Annotated in this window: 16 protein-coding genes; 10 read left to right on the top strand and 6 right to left on the bottom strand. The window is 52.9% G+C overall.

Features of this window, described 5'->3' with window-relative positions; all coding sequences use genetic code 11:
- Positions 1-37 precede the first annotated feature (37 nt).
- On the top strand, positions 38-982 hold the full coding sequence (locus ABLQ08_RS07035) for a PhnD/SsuA/transferrin family substrate-binding protein (RefSeq protein ID WP_352940407.1): 945 nt from the start codon (positions 38-40) through the stop codon (positions 980-982).
- A 14-nt stretch (positions 983-996) separates the two neighbouring features.
- Here the strand turns inward: ABLQ08_RS07035 and ABLQ08_RS07030 are convergent, their stop codons facing one another.
- From ABLQ08_RS07030 to ABLQ08_RS07010, 5 genes are all read right to left on the bottom strand, one after another.
- Positions 997-2,175: an acetate/propionate family kinase gene (locus ABLQ08_RS07030; protein ID WP_352940406.1), complete on the bottom strand. Its 1,179-nt coding sequence runs from the start codon at positions 2,173-2,175 to the stop codon at positions 997-999.
- A gap of 2 nt (positions 2,176-2,177) precedes the next feature.
- On the bottom strand, positions 2,178-3,590 hold the full coding sequence (locus ABLQ08_RS07025; RefSeq protein WP_352940405.1) for a bifunctional enoyl-CoA hydratase/phosphate acetyltransferase: 1,413 nt from the start codon (positions 3,588-3,590) through the stop codon (positions 2,178-2,180).
- Between the two features lie 121 nt (positions 3,591-3,711).
- On the bottom strand, positions 3,712-4,314 hold the full coding sequence (locus ABLQ08_RS07020; RefSeq protein WP_352940404.1) for a TadE/TadG family type IV pilus assembly protein: 603 nt from the start codon (positions 4,312-4,314) through the stop codon (positions 3,712-3,714).
- Between the two features lie 16 nt (positions 4,315-4,330).
- Positions 4,331-4,888 carry a TadE/TadG family type IV pilus assembly protein gene (locus ABLQ08_RS07015; protein WP_352940403.1) on the bottom strand — a complete coding sequence of 186 codons (558 nt, stop codon included), beginning with the start codon at positions 4,886-4,888 and terminating at the stop codon, positions 4,331-4,333.
- 27 nt (positions 4,889-4,915) lie between these two features.
- A complete protein-coding gene (locus tag ABLQ08_RS07010; RefSeq protein ID WP_352940402.1) occupies positions 4,916-5,383 on the bottom strand; it encodes a pilus assembly protein N-terminal domain-containing protein in 468 nt (155 codons plus the stop codon).
- A gap of 486 nt (positions 5,384-5,869) precedes the next feature.
- On the opposite strand from ABLQ08_RS07010, the gene ABLQ08_RS07005 reads away from it, so the two are divergent.
- From ABLQ08_RS07005 to ABLQ08_RS06965, 9 genes are all read left to right on the top strand, one after another.
- The gene (locus ABLQ08_RS07005) at positions 5,870-6,052 is read left to right on the top strand and encodes a Flp family type IVb pilin (protein ID WP_352940401.1); all 183 of its coding nucleotides are present in this window, start codon (positions 5,870-5,872) and stop codon (positions 6,050-6,052) included.
- Positions 6,053-6,203: 151 nt separating this feature from the next.
- On the top strand, positions 6,204-6,710 hold the full coding sequence (locus ABLQ08_RS07000) for an A24 family peptidase (protein ID WP_352940400.1): 507 nt from the start codon (positions 6,204-6,206) through the stop codon (positions 6,708-6,710).
- Positions 6,711-6,965: 255 nt separating this feature from the next.
- Complete coding sequence (gene cpaB, locus ABLQ08_RS06995) at positions 6,966-7,733, top strand: Flp pilus assembly protein CpaB (RefSeq protein ID WP_352940399.1); 768 nt, start codon at positions 6,966-6,968, stop codon at positions 7,731-7,733.
- Positions 7,730-9,181 carry a type II and III secretion system protein family protein gene (locus ABLQ08_RS06990; protein ID WP_352940398.1) on the top strand — a complete coding sequence of 484 codons (1,452 nt, stop codon included), beginning with the start codon at positions 7,730-7,732 and terminating at the stop codon, positions 9,179-9,181. Before cpaB ends, ABLQ08_RS06990 begins: the two co-directional genes overlap by 4 nt.
- A gap of 10 nt (positions 9,182-9,191) precedes the next feature.
- The gene (locus ABLQ08_RS06985) at positions 9,192-9,908 is read left to right on the top strand and encodes a CpaD family pilus assembly protein (RefSeq protein WP_352940397.1); all 717 of its coding nucleotides are present in this window, start codon (positions 9,192-9,194) and stop codon (positions 9,906-9,908) included.
- A gap of 8 nt (positions 9,909-9,916) precedes the next feature.
- Complete coding sequence (locus ABLQ08_RS06980; RefSeq protein WP_352940396.1) at positions 9,917-11,221, top strand: AAA family ATPase; 1,305 nt, start codon at positions 9,917-9,919, stop codon at positions 11,219-11,221.
- Between the two features lie 30 nt (positions 11,222-11,251).
- Positions 11,252-12,742, top strand: a complete 1,491-nt coding sequence (locus tag ABLQ08_RS06975) for a CpaF family protein (protein WP_352940395.1) — start codon at positions 11,252-11,254, stop codon at positions 12,740-12,742.
- 20 nt (positions 12,743-12,762) lie between these two features.
- Complete coding sequence (locus tag ABLQ08_RS06970; protein ID WP_352940394.1) at positions 12,763-13,782, top strand: type II secretion system F family protein; 1,020 nt, start codon at positions 12,763-12,765, stop codon at positions 13,780-13,782.
- 11 nt (positions 13,783-13,793) lie between these two features.
- Entirely contained in the window at positions 13,794-14,774 is a 981-nt protein-coding gene (locus ABLQ08_RS06965; protein ID WP_352940393.1) for a type II secretion system F family protein, read from the top strand.
- A gap of 115 nt (positions 14,775-14,889) precedes the next feature.
- Here ABLQ08_RS06965 and ABLQ08_RS06960 read toward each other — a convergent pair whose 3' ends face one another.
- A complete protein-coding gene (locus ABLQ08_RS06960) occupies positions 14,890-15,666 on the bottom strand; it encodes a tetratricopeptide repeat protein (protein WP_352940392.1) in 777 nt (258 codons plus the stop codon).
- Positions 15,667-15,738: the final 72 nt, after the last annotated feature.

Below are 15,738 nucleotides of genomic sequence, written 5' to 3'. Positions count from 1 at the left end.
GATTTTGCGAATATCATCAAAAGGTTATGTTGGTATTGTGACGATTGCAAGATTGTTTGCAGCAATGTTGCTGATGGTTTCCATCTTTGTCGGCGTTTCACTGAATGCCCAGGCTCAGGATATCGAGGACATGCCGAAAAGGCTCCGCCTCGGAGTTGTCGTTGCCGCAGACGAAGATGCCCGAGACCGCATTGAACCCTTCAGGTTTGCCCTTGAAGAGATAGCGGATCTACCGGTTGATCTGTTTCTGTTGGATACAATGGGAGATGCAGTCGAAGCTCTGGCGTCGGGCCGGGTCGACTATGTCCGTTTGTCGCCGTCAGCCTACGCCGCAACACATCAACTCTGTTCCTGCGTGGAGCCTTTGGTTACGGCGGGGCCGGATGATTTTCCGGCTCGCTTCTATGCCATCCTGGTGAGCAAACGCGGCGAAACGAAGAAGTCGATAGCGGATCTGAAGGGCGTCCGGCTCGCGGTCGGCAACAAACATGCGATCACGGGATATCGGGTTCCGTTGGCCAACCTTGCCGCGGATGGCATTGACGCCCGTTCGCACTTCGCCACTCTGGTGGAAGTTCAAAATCCGATCGAAGGATTGCGGGCGCTTCTGGACGGCAGGGTTCAGGCGGCCCTGGGCTGGTCGACCTTGTCCGGAGAAGCCAAGAACGGATACACGGCCGGTACTCTCAACGATTATTACGTTTCCGGTGAGCGTGGCTTCGAAGATCTTGAAATCGTGTGGCGTTCACCGCCCATTCCTTATTCCGCACATAGCCTTCGCAAGGACCTTCCGGACAGCCTCAAACGGCGTCTACGAGCCGGACTGATGGATTTGCGGAGGGAGGAACCGGCTGCCTATCTTGCGATTGAGCCGGATTTGCCGGGCGGTTTCGAGCCTGTCGTTCATGCGGACTACCGGCCGCTGCTGCGTACCTATGAAAAGAACAACGCAACTCTGCTGGGCGCGGCGAGCCGGCCCTAGCAGTCGCAGGCCGGTCAGGTCGCGAACGCTTCGCGCAAAAGGTCGGCAGCATGACGCCGGATCGTCTCTTCCTCGTTGGTCGGAATGACAAGCACTCTGATACTGGAGCTTGCGCCGGAGATGTCCTCTTCTCCGGCACCGTTTTTCATGCTGTCGATGGAAAGGCCGATCCACTCCTGATCGTCGCAAACCTTTTCGCGAATAAGTGCCGAGTTCTCGCCTATTCCACCGGTGAACACCACGGTGTCCAGTCCCCCTAGCACGGAAGCCATGGCACCAAGTTCGCGCCGGATGCGGAAAACAAAATAGTCGATCGCCTCAGCCGCTTTCGGATCAGTGCTTTCCGTCAGGGTGCGCATGTCCTGGCTGATGCCTGAGAGACCTTTCAATCCTGAATTCTTGTAGAGAAGATCAGAAACCGCGTCCGCGGACATGCCTTTCGTCGTTAGCAGGTAAAGCACGACGCCCGGGTCCAGTTGACCGCAACGGGTGCCCATCGGCAGGCCGTCAAGCGCCGTGAAGCCCATTGTCGATCCGATGCTTTGGCCGTCCCGGATCGCGCACATGGAAGCGCCATTGCCCAGATGGGCAACAATTACCCTACCGGCATACGTTTCCGGCGAAGTCTGGCGAAGATATCTGCAGATGTATTCGTAAGAAAGACCATGAAATCCATAACGCCGGACACCTTCGTCATACAGCGACCGTGGAAGCGCGAAAGTGTCGTTGACCCATGGGTGCCTGCGGTGAAACGCCGTATCAAAACAGGCGATTTGCTTCGCCTCCGGAAAGGCTTCACGGGACGCAGCGATCCCCGCGAGGTTATGGGGTTGATGCAGTGGAGCCAGCGGCTCCAAGGATTTGAGAGCCACAAAGACATCGTCTGAAAGGAGGACTGGTGCGGCGTGTTCCACTCCGCCGTGAACAACTCTGTGGCCGACAGCATCGACAGATCGTCCCGCCAGCTCCTGCTCCAGAACCGGCAAAAGGGCCTTTAGGGCGCCTGCATGCGTTCCCTCGTGGGAAGCGAGCTCACGATCAATTCGGATTTTGCTTGTTTCCGATTTCAGCGACAGGCGAGGGGTGGCGCCAAGACCTGATATCTGTCCACTGAGTTGAACATTCTTGTCGGAGAAAAGAGTGAACTTGATTGAGGAGGAGCCGGAGTTCAGGACCAGGATAACCTGCGCCATGATCAATGTGCCTCACGGTCGAGAATACCTGCCGGCGCGCCCTTGGCCTGCCAGTGAGTGTATAGAAGCGCCAGCGCACAGGACGCGAGCCGGGCCCGGCCATCGTCCGCACGGCTGGTCAGCATGACGGGAACCTTTGCGCCAATGACGAGACCGGCAGCCTCGGCGTGAGCGATGAAAGTAAGTTCCTTGGCCAGCATGTTTCCGGATTCAAGGTTGGGAACGATAAGCACTTCAGCATGGCCGGCAACGAGGGATGTGATCCCTTTTGTGCGGGCGGCTTGGACGTCGATCGCGTTATCCATTGCCAACGGGCCGTCGACAACTGCTCCGGTAATCTGACCGCGCTCGGCCATCTTCGACAGGACCGCCGCATCCAGGCTGGAGGGAATAGCCGGATTCACGGTTTCGATAGCTGAAAGGATACCGACGCGGGGTGTTTCAAGACCGAGCGCCCGTGCGGCATCGATCGCATTCTGTGTGATGTCGACCTTTGTGTTGAGGTCAGGTGTGATGTTGATTGCCGCGTCGGAGATCAGCACCGGTGTCTTGCGTCCGGGAATGTCCATGACGAAGACATGGCTGATCCGTCGGCGCGTTCTCAGACCACCGTCCCGTTTGACGACATGGTGCAGAAGATGGTCAGTATGCAGATGGCCCTTCATGACCGCCTGGACCCTGCCTTCGTGCACCATTTGAACTGCCCGGCCGGCGGCTTCGGTTTCATCTTCGATGTCGATCAGTTCGTATGGACCCAGGTCCTCGCCAAGTTCTTTTGCCGCCTCTTCGATACGATCCACGGCACCGATAAGGATCGGGCGAATAAGGCCTTCCCGAGCTGCCATGATCGCCCCTTCGAGAGAGTTCGGATCATCCGGAGCAGCCACCGCGGTTGGAAGTGCCGGGAGCGTTTTGGCCAGTTCAATCATTCGGTTAAAATGCCGGTGGCGCTGAACAAGTACCGCGGGCAGGTTGCTTGAGTCGAATTCGATCGACTGTGTTGGAGCGGCGACCTCAGCCACTCCTTCCACGAGCCGAACACCGTCTCCACGGGTAACTGTCAGATCGAAGACGACGATGTTGTCCGGCTTCTTCTCCGTTGCGGTTACTTTGACATTCAGTTTGTCGCCAACCGCAGCACCACCGAGAAAGCGGAAAGATTGCGATTTATAGACCGTTCCGGGACCTGGAAGAATGTTACCAAGCACAGCCGAAGCCAGGCCGCCGACCCACATGGCAGGCGCAACCGGTTTGTCGATCACCCCGTCACCGGACCAGTCAGTATCGGGAAGATGAATAGGGTTGTGATTGCCGGAGGCATGCGCAAACACCAACAGATCATTGGAGGAGCACTCGCGAACGATCTCGGCTGAATCACCAATTGCTATCTGGTCGTAGGTCTTGTTTGTTGCCATCGGTCTCGTATTTCCCACACAGTAAGCACGCATACTGCAGCGCAGCGCGCGGCGCGGACAGTATCCGTATTATACGACGGAACAAATACGGGAGAGTAACTATGTACGATTGCTGTGGAATTCAGCAGCTGGGGCACTCAACGGTGTCGGTCAATCGTGGGCGAAGATAGTAGGTGTCGCTGAGTTCGATGGCACCGATTTGGTCATCTTTGTTCTTGTTGACCATGTACACCAGATTTGAATACAGGTCGGCAAAGACCGATGTGTAGTTGAGATTGGTTTGTCCGATGACAATTGACGTGTTCGGACGCATTATGGCGTCTGGTAGCGTCACAGGGGGTGTTTTGCCGACATCCCATTCCGCGCCGGTTTTGTTGCTCCGGCTCCAGATAACACTTGCAGCTCCATCCTTGTTAAAGGTTACGCTGGATACAATGATTTCCAAATCGTCGGTTGTGTAGGGAGCCAGGATGGCATTTCCGACGTTCATGACAGCGTCGAGGTCGCTGGTAGAAACCGACTGGGCCTGAGCGACCAAATCCGTAACTGAGCTGGCAATGCGGCTTACCTTTCGATCCTGGTTCAAGAGGTCGGTGACGACAATTACACCGATAAAAATCATAAATATAAAAGGAAGAAGGAGCGCAAACTCCGTCGCGGCAACTCCGGAGCTATCTGTTTTGAACTGTCTGATGCGCTTTGAGCAGACAGCCTTCGATCTCATAGATGAGACAGCTGTATTAGCCCCATGGTTCATTTCTAAACACCATTGTTGAAGAAAGGTGGCGAACAGTTCCGTGATCGGCGGCGGTGAAGCCCCAGAACGACGTCATCAGCGGCCATTTGTAGATGACGTTGACAACAACAATGTTACTCGAGTCGCCGGGGTCATAGGCAGTTTCGTCGTCGTCCTTCAGGTTCCCCTCGTCATCATAGAGAGAATCTAAGTCCTTTGCCGCCTGAAAACTTGGATATGGTTTGACCTCCATCGTGATACGGTCGAGGTCGCACATGAACGGAGGCATGAAATCGCAAATCTGCTGTTTGAATTGAGCTTTTGAAATTGTTCCATCTTTTGCCTGGCCTGTTCGGACCAATCTGGAGGCATTAATAACGGCATTATCAAGCATTCGACTGGCAAAGTGAGCGAAACCGACTTCCATAATGCTGAAACAAATGGCAAGGAACGGGAGAGCGACTATGGCAAATTCAACGGCGGTAACTCCGCTTTGGTCTTTTGCGAATGTTTTGCCTTTGCGCCTGGCAATGGACAAAACACGCAGTTTTTTCCAGTGCATTGTTGTTTCTCCAGTTGCCTCGGCGGCCTAATTATTGCCACCGCCAGCGGCCTTGATCGCCAGGTCGTTTCTTGATGTCGCTTGGCCTGCGGCAGAATTGAAGGCTCCTTCGGAGTCTCCCAGCCGAAGCGTCGGTTCGCAGATTGGATTGCAAGACAACGTAGCCCGTGCGGCATTTCTGTAGACGGACACCACATCGCTTTCAGAGGCGCGCACGGTGATCACTTCATCTACGATCGGTTTGTTGTTGGCATCCAGAATAACGAGATTGGTCGTGCCGTAGCTTTTGCCGGTGATCACAACGGTGTTTTGGTCAAACATGGCGACATCAGCAATGAACGGATTTCCAACAATTACTGCGCTGGCGTCGTCGTCAATTCGAAATACCTTTGCGCGGTCGACAGTCACCAGAACAGGGCCTTCCTGCGCTGTCGCAAGGCTTGCTTGAGCTGCTATTACAAGCACGCCAGTCCATATTGCCAGGTTTCTAAACATGCTTATGGGTACTCCATATAAGTCGTCTATTGCGATAGCATGCCGCAAACGTGGTGAACGATCTGCTAACGACCGCGAGATTGAAGACTAGAGAGAGCAACTTATCGATTAGCAGTAAGAGCCTATGCGTTGGCTGTAAGATGAGAAGAAATATCACCAAGAGTAAGAGATTCATTTTGATGGATTTTTCCGGATGATTTGTATTTATTTTATGTAAAAATTGATGTGTTCTCGCAATTTTTTGAAATTCAAACAGAAAAACAAAGTAAATTTGGATATTATTTAAAGTTTGAATATTGAAATTAATCACTTATTATCTATACCGAGTATTAACTATAGTTGATTTTGTCGATCCGTTTCTAACATTTGCTGATCAATTTAACTGATTGGAAAGTTCTCTGTCCTAGGGTGAGTTCATGTTCGAACGGACCAGAGAAGATCCGGCGAACTTGAAGCTGTCAATTCAGTGGTACTTGGAGCAAACACATGAAAAATCTTATCTCTCGTTTCGTTAAAGATGAATCTGGCGCAACCGCAATTGAATACGGTCTGATCGCAGGTCTTCTTTCCATCGTTATTGTTGGCGCTGTTGCTGCTACCGGTGGTGAAATTTCCGGCGTATTTACCCGGATCGGAAATCAGTTGAAAAGCGCTGGCGTTGCTACCTAATCGAAATTTGCAAATCAGGACTTCCACCTAGTGGTGTCTTAGATGCACGAAAGACGGGTAGGTTTCTGCCCGTCTTTTGTTTTGTGGGTGTCGATAGAGCGTTAACACATTCTGTTTATTGTGTGAGCGGCGAAATCAACCGAGAAAAAAGATGATCGAAGCTGGTGTTCTGGTGATATTTCCGATGCTCGTCGCCTTTGGCGGAGTATCAGATCTGCTCACAATGACTATTCAAAATCGTGTTTCGATTCTCCTGGCCCTGGGCTTTGTTGTCCTGTCCCTGCTCGTCGGGCTGCCAATGCAAAGCTGGGGCAATCACGGACTTGCACTTTTGGTCGTTTTTGTCCCTTGTTTTGCTTTTTTCGCAGCCGGTTGGATGGGCGGCGGTGATGTCAAATTTATTAGTGCGATTGCATTATGGATCGGGTTCACACCAGAACTGATGACTTTTGCTATCTGGGTTACCATCTACGGAATGTTCCTCACGCTCGGATTGTTGCACCTGAAACAGTCTGACTTCGTTCCTGCCGCTCTCATGAGACAGTCGTGGTTCGCACGTCTGCAAGATAAGAGTACCGGCATTCCATACGGAATTGCGATTGCCGTCGCCGGCCTGCAAATTTATCCGGAAACTTTCTGGTTCAAGCTGGTTGGCTGATTGCTGCTCGCTGCGTTCAGCGTCAATTCGAATTTCCTCGAGCTAAAAAATTCCCGTAACTGCGATTTGACTTTGCGTCGAAGGCCGTAGTTTGACGTGCTGTTTACGCAAAAATCCAAAGATTAGTAAGTTGTTTAGTAAAGTTAACCAATATTAACCAAAAACATCCATGTCTGGTTAACCATGTTTTGACCAATTACCCCTCATTCTAGGTGTGAACAGCGTTCGCGCGTCTGGAAATATTGGATTTAGGTCATGAAACTCGCTCGGATATTTGTACTCGCTATCGCAGTGGCTGCGGGTTTTCTCGCTTTCCGCATGGTTATGATGTCCGGTGGTGGCGAGCAGGAGCCGCAGCAGGTTGAAGCGCCCATCGAAACTCAGAAAACGCAGGTTTTGGTTGCAGCCAAGGACATTCCGCTCGGTGGAAAACTCACATCAGAAGATTTCTCATGGGTAAACTGGCCTGACAATTCAGTCCCGGCAGGAGCGGTTTCCAAGAGCAACGATCCGACCGCTTCGGAGCAGTATGTTGGCCGGATTGCCCGAACGCCAATTTTCGCTGGCGAACCAATTCGTCCGGAACGCCTGATCAACACAGACAAAGGGTTCATGGCAGCCATTTTGCCGAAGGGAAAGCGCGCGATCGCGGTGAGCGTTGAGGCGGAGACGACTGCAGGTGGGTTCATTTTGCCAGGCGACAAGGTGGATCTCATCCTGACACGTAAAGCGAAAGACATCGCGGTAAGTGAGACAATTCTGGAGAATATCAGGGTTCTCGCAATCGACAGTACCACCGCTGGCGAACAGGACCAGAAGAACCTCTCACCGAAGAGGACCGCAACGCTCGAACTCACTTTGCCGCAATCCGAAATTGTTGCTCAATCTCAGCAAGTAGGAACGTTGTCGCTGGCCCTTCGCAGTGCGCTCGACTCGGCTGATGACGATGGTGAGGACATCATTCGCCGACGGGGAGTGACATACGTGAAATATGGCGTGTCGCTTCAGGGAACTGCGAAATGACACAGACAGAAACGAGAACGTCCGAGATGAGGGGCGCTATGAAGAACTATCTCAAATTGCTTGCCGCCGCCGCCATCTTTGCAACTACTGCAATCGGTGCATCGGTTTCCTCGGTTCACGCTGAGGGCAATTTTCCCAGTCAGGTTCACATTGCCGCCGGAGAAAGAGCAAGCAATCGCATCTTGAATGTTGGTGTTGGCAGATCTGTCGTGGTCAATCTTGCAGAGGACGCTGCTGACGTTCTGGTGTCCAACCCCGAGATAGCCGACGCTGTTCTGAGGACACCACGCAGGATTTTTGTCATAGGCAATACCGCAGGACAGTCACGTCTCGTGCTTTTCAGCAGAAGCGGAAGAGAATTGGCCAGTTTCGATCTTCGGGTGGAAAGAGATACCTCAGACATCACACGGATCATTCGGAAACTGATCCCGGGTTCAAATATCTCCGCTGAGTCGGTAAACGGCAGTGTTATCCTGAGTGGAACCGCCAGAAGTACAATTGAAGCGCAACAGGCCGCGGACATCGCGGCGAAATTCCAGGGGGCAGATGCAGCCACCGAGGTGGTCAATCTGATTTCCGTTGAAGGAAAAGATCAGGTTCACCTGAAGGTGACTGTTGCCGAAGTCGAACGTTCAATAATCAAGCAGCTTGGAGTTCAATTTTCCGGTAGTGTCGGCACGGGTAATTTTACGCCGTTTTTCTCAAACACTCCCAGCTTCTCGGTAAACTCCTCAATTGTTAATCAGGCTAGAGGTGGATTGAGCTTCAGCAGCGGTGCCACAAGCCTTGCTGCCGAGGTGCAGGCGCTTCAACGGGAAGGCGTGATCCGTACACTCGCGGAACCGACACTCACAGCAATTTCAGGCGAAAACGCCAGTTTCCTGGCTGGTGGCGAGTTCCCGATTCCGATCTCTCAAGATGACAACGAAGTCTCTGTCGAGTTCAAGAAGTTCGGTGTCGGGCTCGATTTCACCCCAGTCGTGCTCTCAGGTGGAAGAATAAGCCTTCGTGTGAAAACCGAAGTCAGTGAGCTTAGTAGCGAAGGGGCTGTGACATTCTCAAACATCACCATCTCGGCGCTCAAGGTTAGACGGGCCGAGTCAACGGTGGAGCTGCCATCCGGCGGGACACTTGTGATGGCTGGGCTGCTTAAGGAAACCTACAAGCAGACGATTGAAGGCATACCTGGGTTGATGCAGATCCCAATACTAGGTTCGTTGTTCAAGAGCCGGGATTTTCTTAGACAGCAAACGGAACTAACAGTTTTTGTGACGCCTTATGTTGTCCAGGCTGTGTCGCAGAAAAAGCTTGTGCGGCCCGACAAGAACCTGATGCCGCCTTCGGATGCCGAGACGATTTTCCTGAATAGATTGAACAAGATCTACAACCCGGCTGGAACCGTGGCCCAGGGCACGTACCACGGCCAAGTTGGTTTCATCTATAAGTGAGGACGGACAGATGAAGTTGAAGAATAAAGTCCGGTTCGCAGACACTTGCAGGATCACATTCGTGACGCTGGGTTGCCTGATGGTTCTTGGCTGTCAGAACCAATCTCAAACACCGAGTCAGCTGCTTGCATCGCATGACTACCGGTTGAGGCATCCAATCGTTGTCACTGAAGAACCTGAAACGCTGGATCTACCTATTGGGAGAAGCACAAGAAGCCTGGTCGGACCCATTGAAGGAACGATTACGGCATTTGCCGTGGAATCACGGCGAAAAGGCGATGGTGCAGTGGAAATTCTTGTTCCGTCCGGCAGTGCGAATGAAGCAGCAGTTCACGCAGTGACACCTGAAATTCGTCAAGCGTTGCAACGTGGAGGTTTGGGCCGCTCGCGCATAACGACACGAACCTACTCTGTTCAAAATGCCGGCGCCGATGCTCCAATTCGACTTTCTTACGCCCGAATGAAGGCAACAGCCGGGACCTGTGGAAGCTGGCCGCGAAACATTGGTGGCGGTGTCGGCGAAAATGTGGACTACGAGAACTTCGGTTGCGCAACGCAGGCCAATTTGGCTGCAATGGTGGACAATCCCTCCGACCTGTTGACGCCAAGAGCCTCAACCCCGGCTGACCAGCAGCGCCGTGCGGTGGTTATTGAGAACTATCGGACAGGAGAAATCACAGCATCTGATTACATCGAAGGTGTTGGCGCACAAATTGCTGAGGAATAGGTGATAGAATGAGCGCAAATCCAGATTTGAAAGAACTGTCCGGCTATCTTGATCCTGCGACAGAGTTTGTCGAAAATCAGACAGGTACCAACGACGCGTTGCGTATCGGCAATATCCCGCGCATAACAGTCCATGGTTTCTGCCTGACAGAAACAACGATGCGCATTGCCGAAGCTGCAATGGAAGACCGTCGTATGACAAAAGCCCATCTGAAGCTCGACATGGGTGGGATTCCGTCGGCGATCGATACCTTCCAGCAAGCCCCCACGCCAAATCTGATCATCGTGGAGATTTCGGGAGCGCAGGAGGACTTTCTGCAGAACCTCGATCACTTGGCCGAGTATTGCGACGCGGGAACCAAGGTGATCGTTATCGGTGACGTGAACGACGTCACTCTTTACCGGGATCTCATTGCACGCGGCGTCAGTGAATATCTGATAACGCCGGTTACCGTTTTTCAGCTGATCGGGGCGATTGGCAATCTGTACGGCGATCCGGAAGCAGAGCCGTTGGGTCGTACTATTGCATTCTTCGGAGCAAAGGGCGGGTGTGGATCTTCGACGATTGCCCACAACAGTGCATGGTCTTTGTCCCGCGGGTTTCAGAGTGAAGTGGTCGTTACCGATCTTGACTTGCCATTCGGCACTGCAGGATTGGATTTCAATCAGGATCCGCTTCAAGGCGTTTACGAAGCTGTTTCTTCGCCCGATCGACTGGATGAAACTTATCTGGACAGGATTCTATCCAAATGCAGTGAGCATCTTAGCCTGTTGGCTGCTCCAGCAACTCTTGAGCGGACATACGATCATGGCGAGAAATCCTTTGAGTTGCTGCTGGAGACAATGAAGGCCAGTATGCCGCATGTGGTTCTGGACGTTCCACATGTTTGGAATTCATGGATCAAACATACTCTCTTGAACGTTGATGAAATCGTTTTGGTGGCGGAGCCAGATCTTGCCAATTTGCGAAACGCCAAAAACGTGGTCGATACGCTAAAACAGCTGCGGCCCAACGATTCTCCACCTGTGTTGGTCATGAACAGGGTCAATGTTCCGAAGCGTCCCGAAATCAAGCCGGATGAATTTGCCGGCGCTCTGGGTTTGTCCGTTCAGTCAGCCATCCCCTTTGACCCACAACTCTTCGGAACTGCTGCCAACAATGGGCAAATGATCGGAGAAATGGACGGCAAACATGCAGTTACGCGCGTGTTTGGCGAATTGGCTCAAGCTGTATCGGGCAAAGTTCAGCCCAGCGCTGCGCCTCGGTCCGCTCTCGCCGGGCTGTTGTCGAAACTGAAACGTAAGGCTGGCTGAGAGGCCCAGTAACGGAGCAAAAGATTCGTTATGTTTGGAAGACGCGGCAGTTCATCGTCTGGTATTCAGTCAACGCGGCCCGGGGGCGTGCCTGGGCTGGAGGATACTCCATCTTCAGCGGATGCGTCTGATGTGACAGCGTCTCATAGCGCCCCGGTCGAGCCGCAGGCAAAAGCCGCTCCACCTCCACCTCCACCTCCGCCTGAGCCGCCAGCGCCGACCTCGCAATCGCGAAAGAAAGACAGCGAATACTACGAAACCAAGGCTGAAATCTTCAACGCCTTGGTTGAGGCGATTGATTTGTCTCAACTTGCGCGCCTGGATGCCGAAGACGCAAGAGACGAGATCCGAGATGTCGTCAATGACATCATCGCGTTGAAAAATGTCGTTATGTCAATCTCCGAGCAGGAAGATCTGCTTGAAGATATCTGTAACGATGTTTTGGGGTATGGACCTTTGGAGCCACTTCTGGCTCGCGATGACATTGCTGACATCATGGTGAACGGTGCCCATACCGTTTACATCGAAACCGAGGGTAAAGTTGAACAGACGCCCATTGCCTTTCGCGACAATGCCCAGTTGATGAATATCTGTCAGCGGATCGTGAGTCAGGTCGGTAGGCGCGTTGATGATGCTAGCCCGATCTGTGACGCCCGCTTGCCCGATGGTTCCCGTGTCAACGTAATTGCGCCGCCACTGGCAATCGATGGCCCGGCTCTGACCATTCGTAAATTCAAACGCGACAAACTGACCTTGGACCAACTTGTTAAGTTCGGTTCGATCACGCCCGAGGGGGCGACTATTCTGCAGATCATCGGTCGCTCTCGCTGTAACGTTCTGATTTCTGGTGGTACGGGCTCCGGTAAGACGACGCTTCTGAACTGCCTGACCGCCTATATTGAAAACACCGAGCGCATCATCACTTGTGAAGACTCCGCCGAGCTTCAATTGCAGCAGCCACATGTGGTTCGGCTGGAAACTCGTCCGCCGAACCTTGAAGGTGAGGGCGAGATCACGATGCGTGATCTCGTGAAGAACTGTCTGCGTATGCGTCCTGAACGAATTATCGTTGGTGAGGTGCGTGGCCCGGAAGCGTTTGATCTGCTTCAGGCCATGAACACAGGTCACGATGGTTCCATGGGTACATTGCACGCCAACTCGCCCAGAGAAGCTCTTTCGAGGCTTGAATCTATGATCACCATGGGTGGATTTTCCCTGCCGTCGCGAACTCTGCGCGAGATGATCGTGTCCTCGATCGATGTCGTCGTTCAGGCTGCCCGTTTGCGTGACGGTTCACGCCGTATCACCCATGTGACGGAGGTGATGGGCATGGAAGGAGACATCATAACTACGCAGGATGTCTTCCTTTACGACATTGTTGGTGAAGACCCGAATGGCCGGATCATCGGCCGTCACCGGTCGACAGGTATTGGTCGTCCGAGATTTTGGGAGCGGGCAAGATACTTTGGTGAAGAGGCTCGTCTTGCTCAGGCACTGGATGCCGCCGAGATGCCGGAATAGATGGTGGAGTGAGAGCTTAGATGTCTGCGTTTGAACAATTTCTCACGCCCGAAATTACCGGGATTGCAGTGGCAGTGCTGGTCATGCTTGCCGTCGGTGGCATTATTTTCAGTCTTTTTCAACCAGCATTGTCGGGAACGAAGCAGCGCGATAAGCGAATGCAGGCTGTTGCCGCGCGACCTCAAAGCGATGGTCAACGAAAAGAACTGCGTGACAATGACCGTCGCAAGAGGTCGATTCAGGATCAATTGAAAGATTTTGAAGAACGGCAAAAGGCGAAACACGACAAACAGCACAAAGTCTCCCTCAAGGTGCGTATGGAGCAAGCAGGCCTGGCTTGGGAGATGAAGCACTTTGTCATCTTCAGCGCGATTTCATGCGTCATTTTTCTAATTGTTGGATATGTGGCAAGCGGAAATGTCCTGGTCGCCGGCGGACTGGGTTTTGCGGGCGCGCTCGGGTTTCCCCGCTGGTACGTATCGAGCAAGCGGAAACGCAGGTTCAATGCGTTTCTTGAAGAGCTTCCGAATGGCGTGGACATCATTGTTCGTGGCGTTAAAGCCGGCCTCCCGCTTAGTGACTGTATCAAGGTGGTTGCAAAAGAGGCTCGCGAGCCTGTGGCAACCGAGTTTCGAAAGATCACCGAAACACAAGTGATGGGGATCTCTCTTGCGGATGCGGTTGCAAGGCTTCCAGACCGCGTGCCTGTGGCGGAGGCAAACTTTTTCGCCATCGTCGTGGCCATTCAGCAAAAGGCCGGGGGTGGCTTGGCAGAGGCGCTTTCGAACTTGTCGAAAGTGCTCCGTGGCCGAAAGGCCATGAAAGGTAAGATCAAAGCGCTCAGTGCGGAAGCGAAGTCTTCCGCAGGCATCATCGCATGCATGCCGCCTGCTGTCGGCGGCATCATGTTTCTGATAGCGCCCGACTACATCATGATGTTGTTCACCACTACGACTGGTAACCTCATCATTGGTGGCTGTCTGTTCTGGATGTTTTGCGGTGTGATGGTCATGCGCGCCATGATCAATTTCGATTTCTAGGAGGCGGCAACATGGATATTGAAACAATCGCATCAAGGCAGTTCGTAGCCGCAGTTTTGGCGATGATAGCCGTGACCGGGACGATTTTTTCGCTGGTGATGCCGCTGGTTTCCCGAGATACGCTTAAGTCTCGCATGAAAAGTGTCGCGATCGAGAGAGCGAAGATCAGAGCGCAGGAAAGGGCACGCCTGCAAGCCAATCAAAATGCCTCAAAGGCAGCTCTTCGCAACCAACCAAAAGCACAGATGAAGAGCCTGGTAGATCGGCTCAATCTGAAGCAGGCACTGGCGGATGAAACAACGCAAGACAAGCTCCGAATGGCTGGTTATCGCGGTACTGCCCCACTTTATTACTTTCTGGTTGCCCGAATTGCGGTGCCGGGCGTCCTGCTTGCGGTTTCCTTGTTTTATGCGTTTCTGGTCCTGCCGGATACGCTTCCGACGCTGACCAAGATTTGTATTTGTCTCGCCATTGGCGGTCTTGGAACTTTTTTGCCTAACATTTATCTGAAGAACAGAATCGACAAAAGAAGGCTCAATATTCAAAGGGCTTGGCCGGATGCGCTCGATCTCATGCTGATCTGCGTGGAGTCCGGTATGTCGATCGAAGGTGCATTTCAGAGAGTTGCTGAAGAAGTTGGTGTCCAATCGGTCGACCTGGCCGAAGAGCTGACTCTGACGACTGCAGAACTTTCCTATTTGAGCGAGCGGCGTAGTGCGTACGAAAACCTGTCGAAACGAACCGGCGTTGATGGCGTGAAAAACGTAATGATGGCCCTGATACAGGCTGAACGCTACGGGACACCGGTTGGAACGGCACTTCGGACCATGTCAGATGATACCCGCGAGCAGCGTATGCAGATGGCAGAACAAAAAGCTGCCTCGCTGCCTCCCAAGCTGACCGTACCGATGATCCTGTTCTTCCTGCCCGTGCTTTTCTTTGTGATCATGAGCCCGGCGGTCATGCAGGTTATGGATATGGACGTTTTCTAGGCGATTGAACTCGGGTAAATTGTCCGCGCATCGGATTTGAATGAAAAGTAAAGAAAGGCCCGCTTGATTTTTTCAAGCGGGCCTTTCTTCTTTTAGTAACGTAATAGAGTTTTTTTCAGCTGTTGCGTTTTTCCATCATGGAACGCAGGTAGGCGATATTGGCTTCTGCCTGTCGAGGATCAAGTTCAGCCTGTGCGACCTGGATTGCTTCGTCGTATTTACCCTGGATACCAAGAACGAGCGCCAGATTTTGACGGACACGGCTGTCGGCACCTGGTAACACGGCAGCGCGGCGCAAGGTGTATTCTGCATCCGGCAGTTCGTTGGACAGCAGATAGGAGAGACCAAGGTTGTTCAAAAGACTCGGGTCGTCCGGAGCAATCTTGAGCGCTTGCTTGTAGAGGCTTCTGGCTTTTTCGTGATTTCCGGTCTGATCGTAAATCGCCGCTTGCGCGGACATCAGTTTCCAATCCGGCGTATCAGGTCTCTGTGCGCCCTGTAGAACATTGAGAGCGGCGTCGAAACGTCCGTTCATCGCGAGAACCTTGCCGTATGCAGAAGCTATCACCCTGTCCTTCGGGTGCGCGATAACTCCGGATCGCAGCACCGCCATCGCTTGCGGCATTTGGCCGTTCTGGCTCAGTGCGTTTGCGTATCCAAGGATGGCCGCACGGTTTTTGCGGTCCTTTTCGTAAGCCTTGCTCCACTTGGATACCGCAGCGCGCGCTTCGTGGGAACCTGGTGCGCTGTAGTTGACGCCGGAGGCAGGCGAGTGGGTGCCCGTGGCCTTGTTGGAAGCACAGCCTGTGACAAGAACAAGTGCAGTCATGGCCGTCAGCGTCGAAGCAAGACGGGTACGGCGTTTAACGGAACCGGTTCTGGGCGCGTGCATTGTCAACATCCTTGTTGTCCGCAGCTATTATGTTTCCCTTAGAGAAATAGATAATTAACCCTAATGGTTGGT

Source organism: Roseibium sp. SCP14 (assembly GCF_040329475.1).
Lineage (GTDB): Bacteria > Pseudomonadota > Alphaproteobacteria > Rhizobiales > Stappiaceae > Roseibium.
This window is presented reverse-complemented; position numbering and strand designations above follow the sequence as displayed.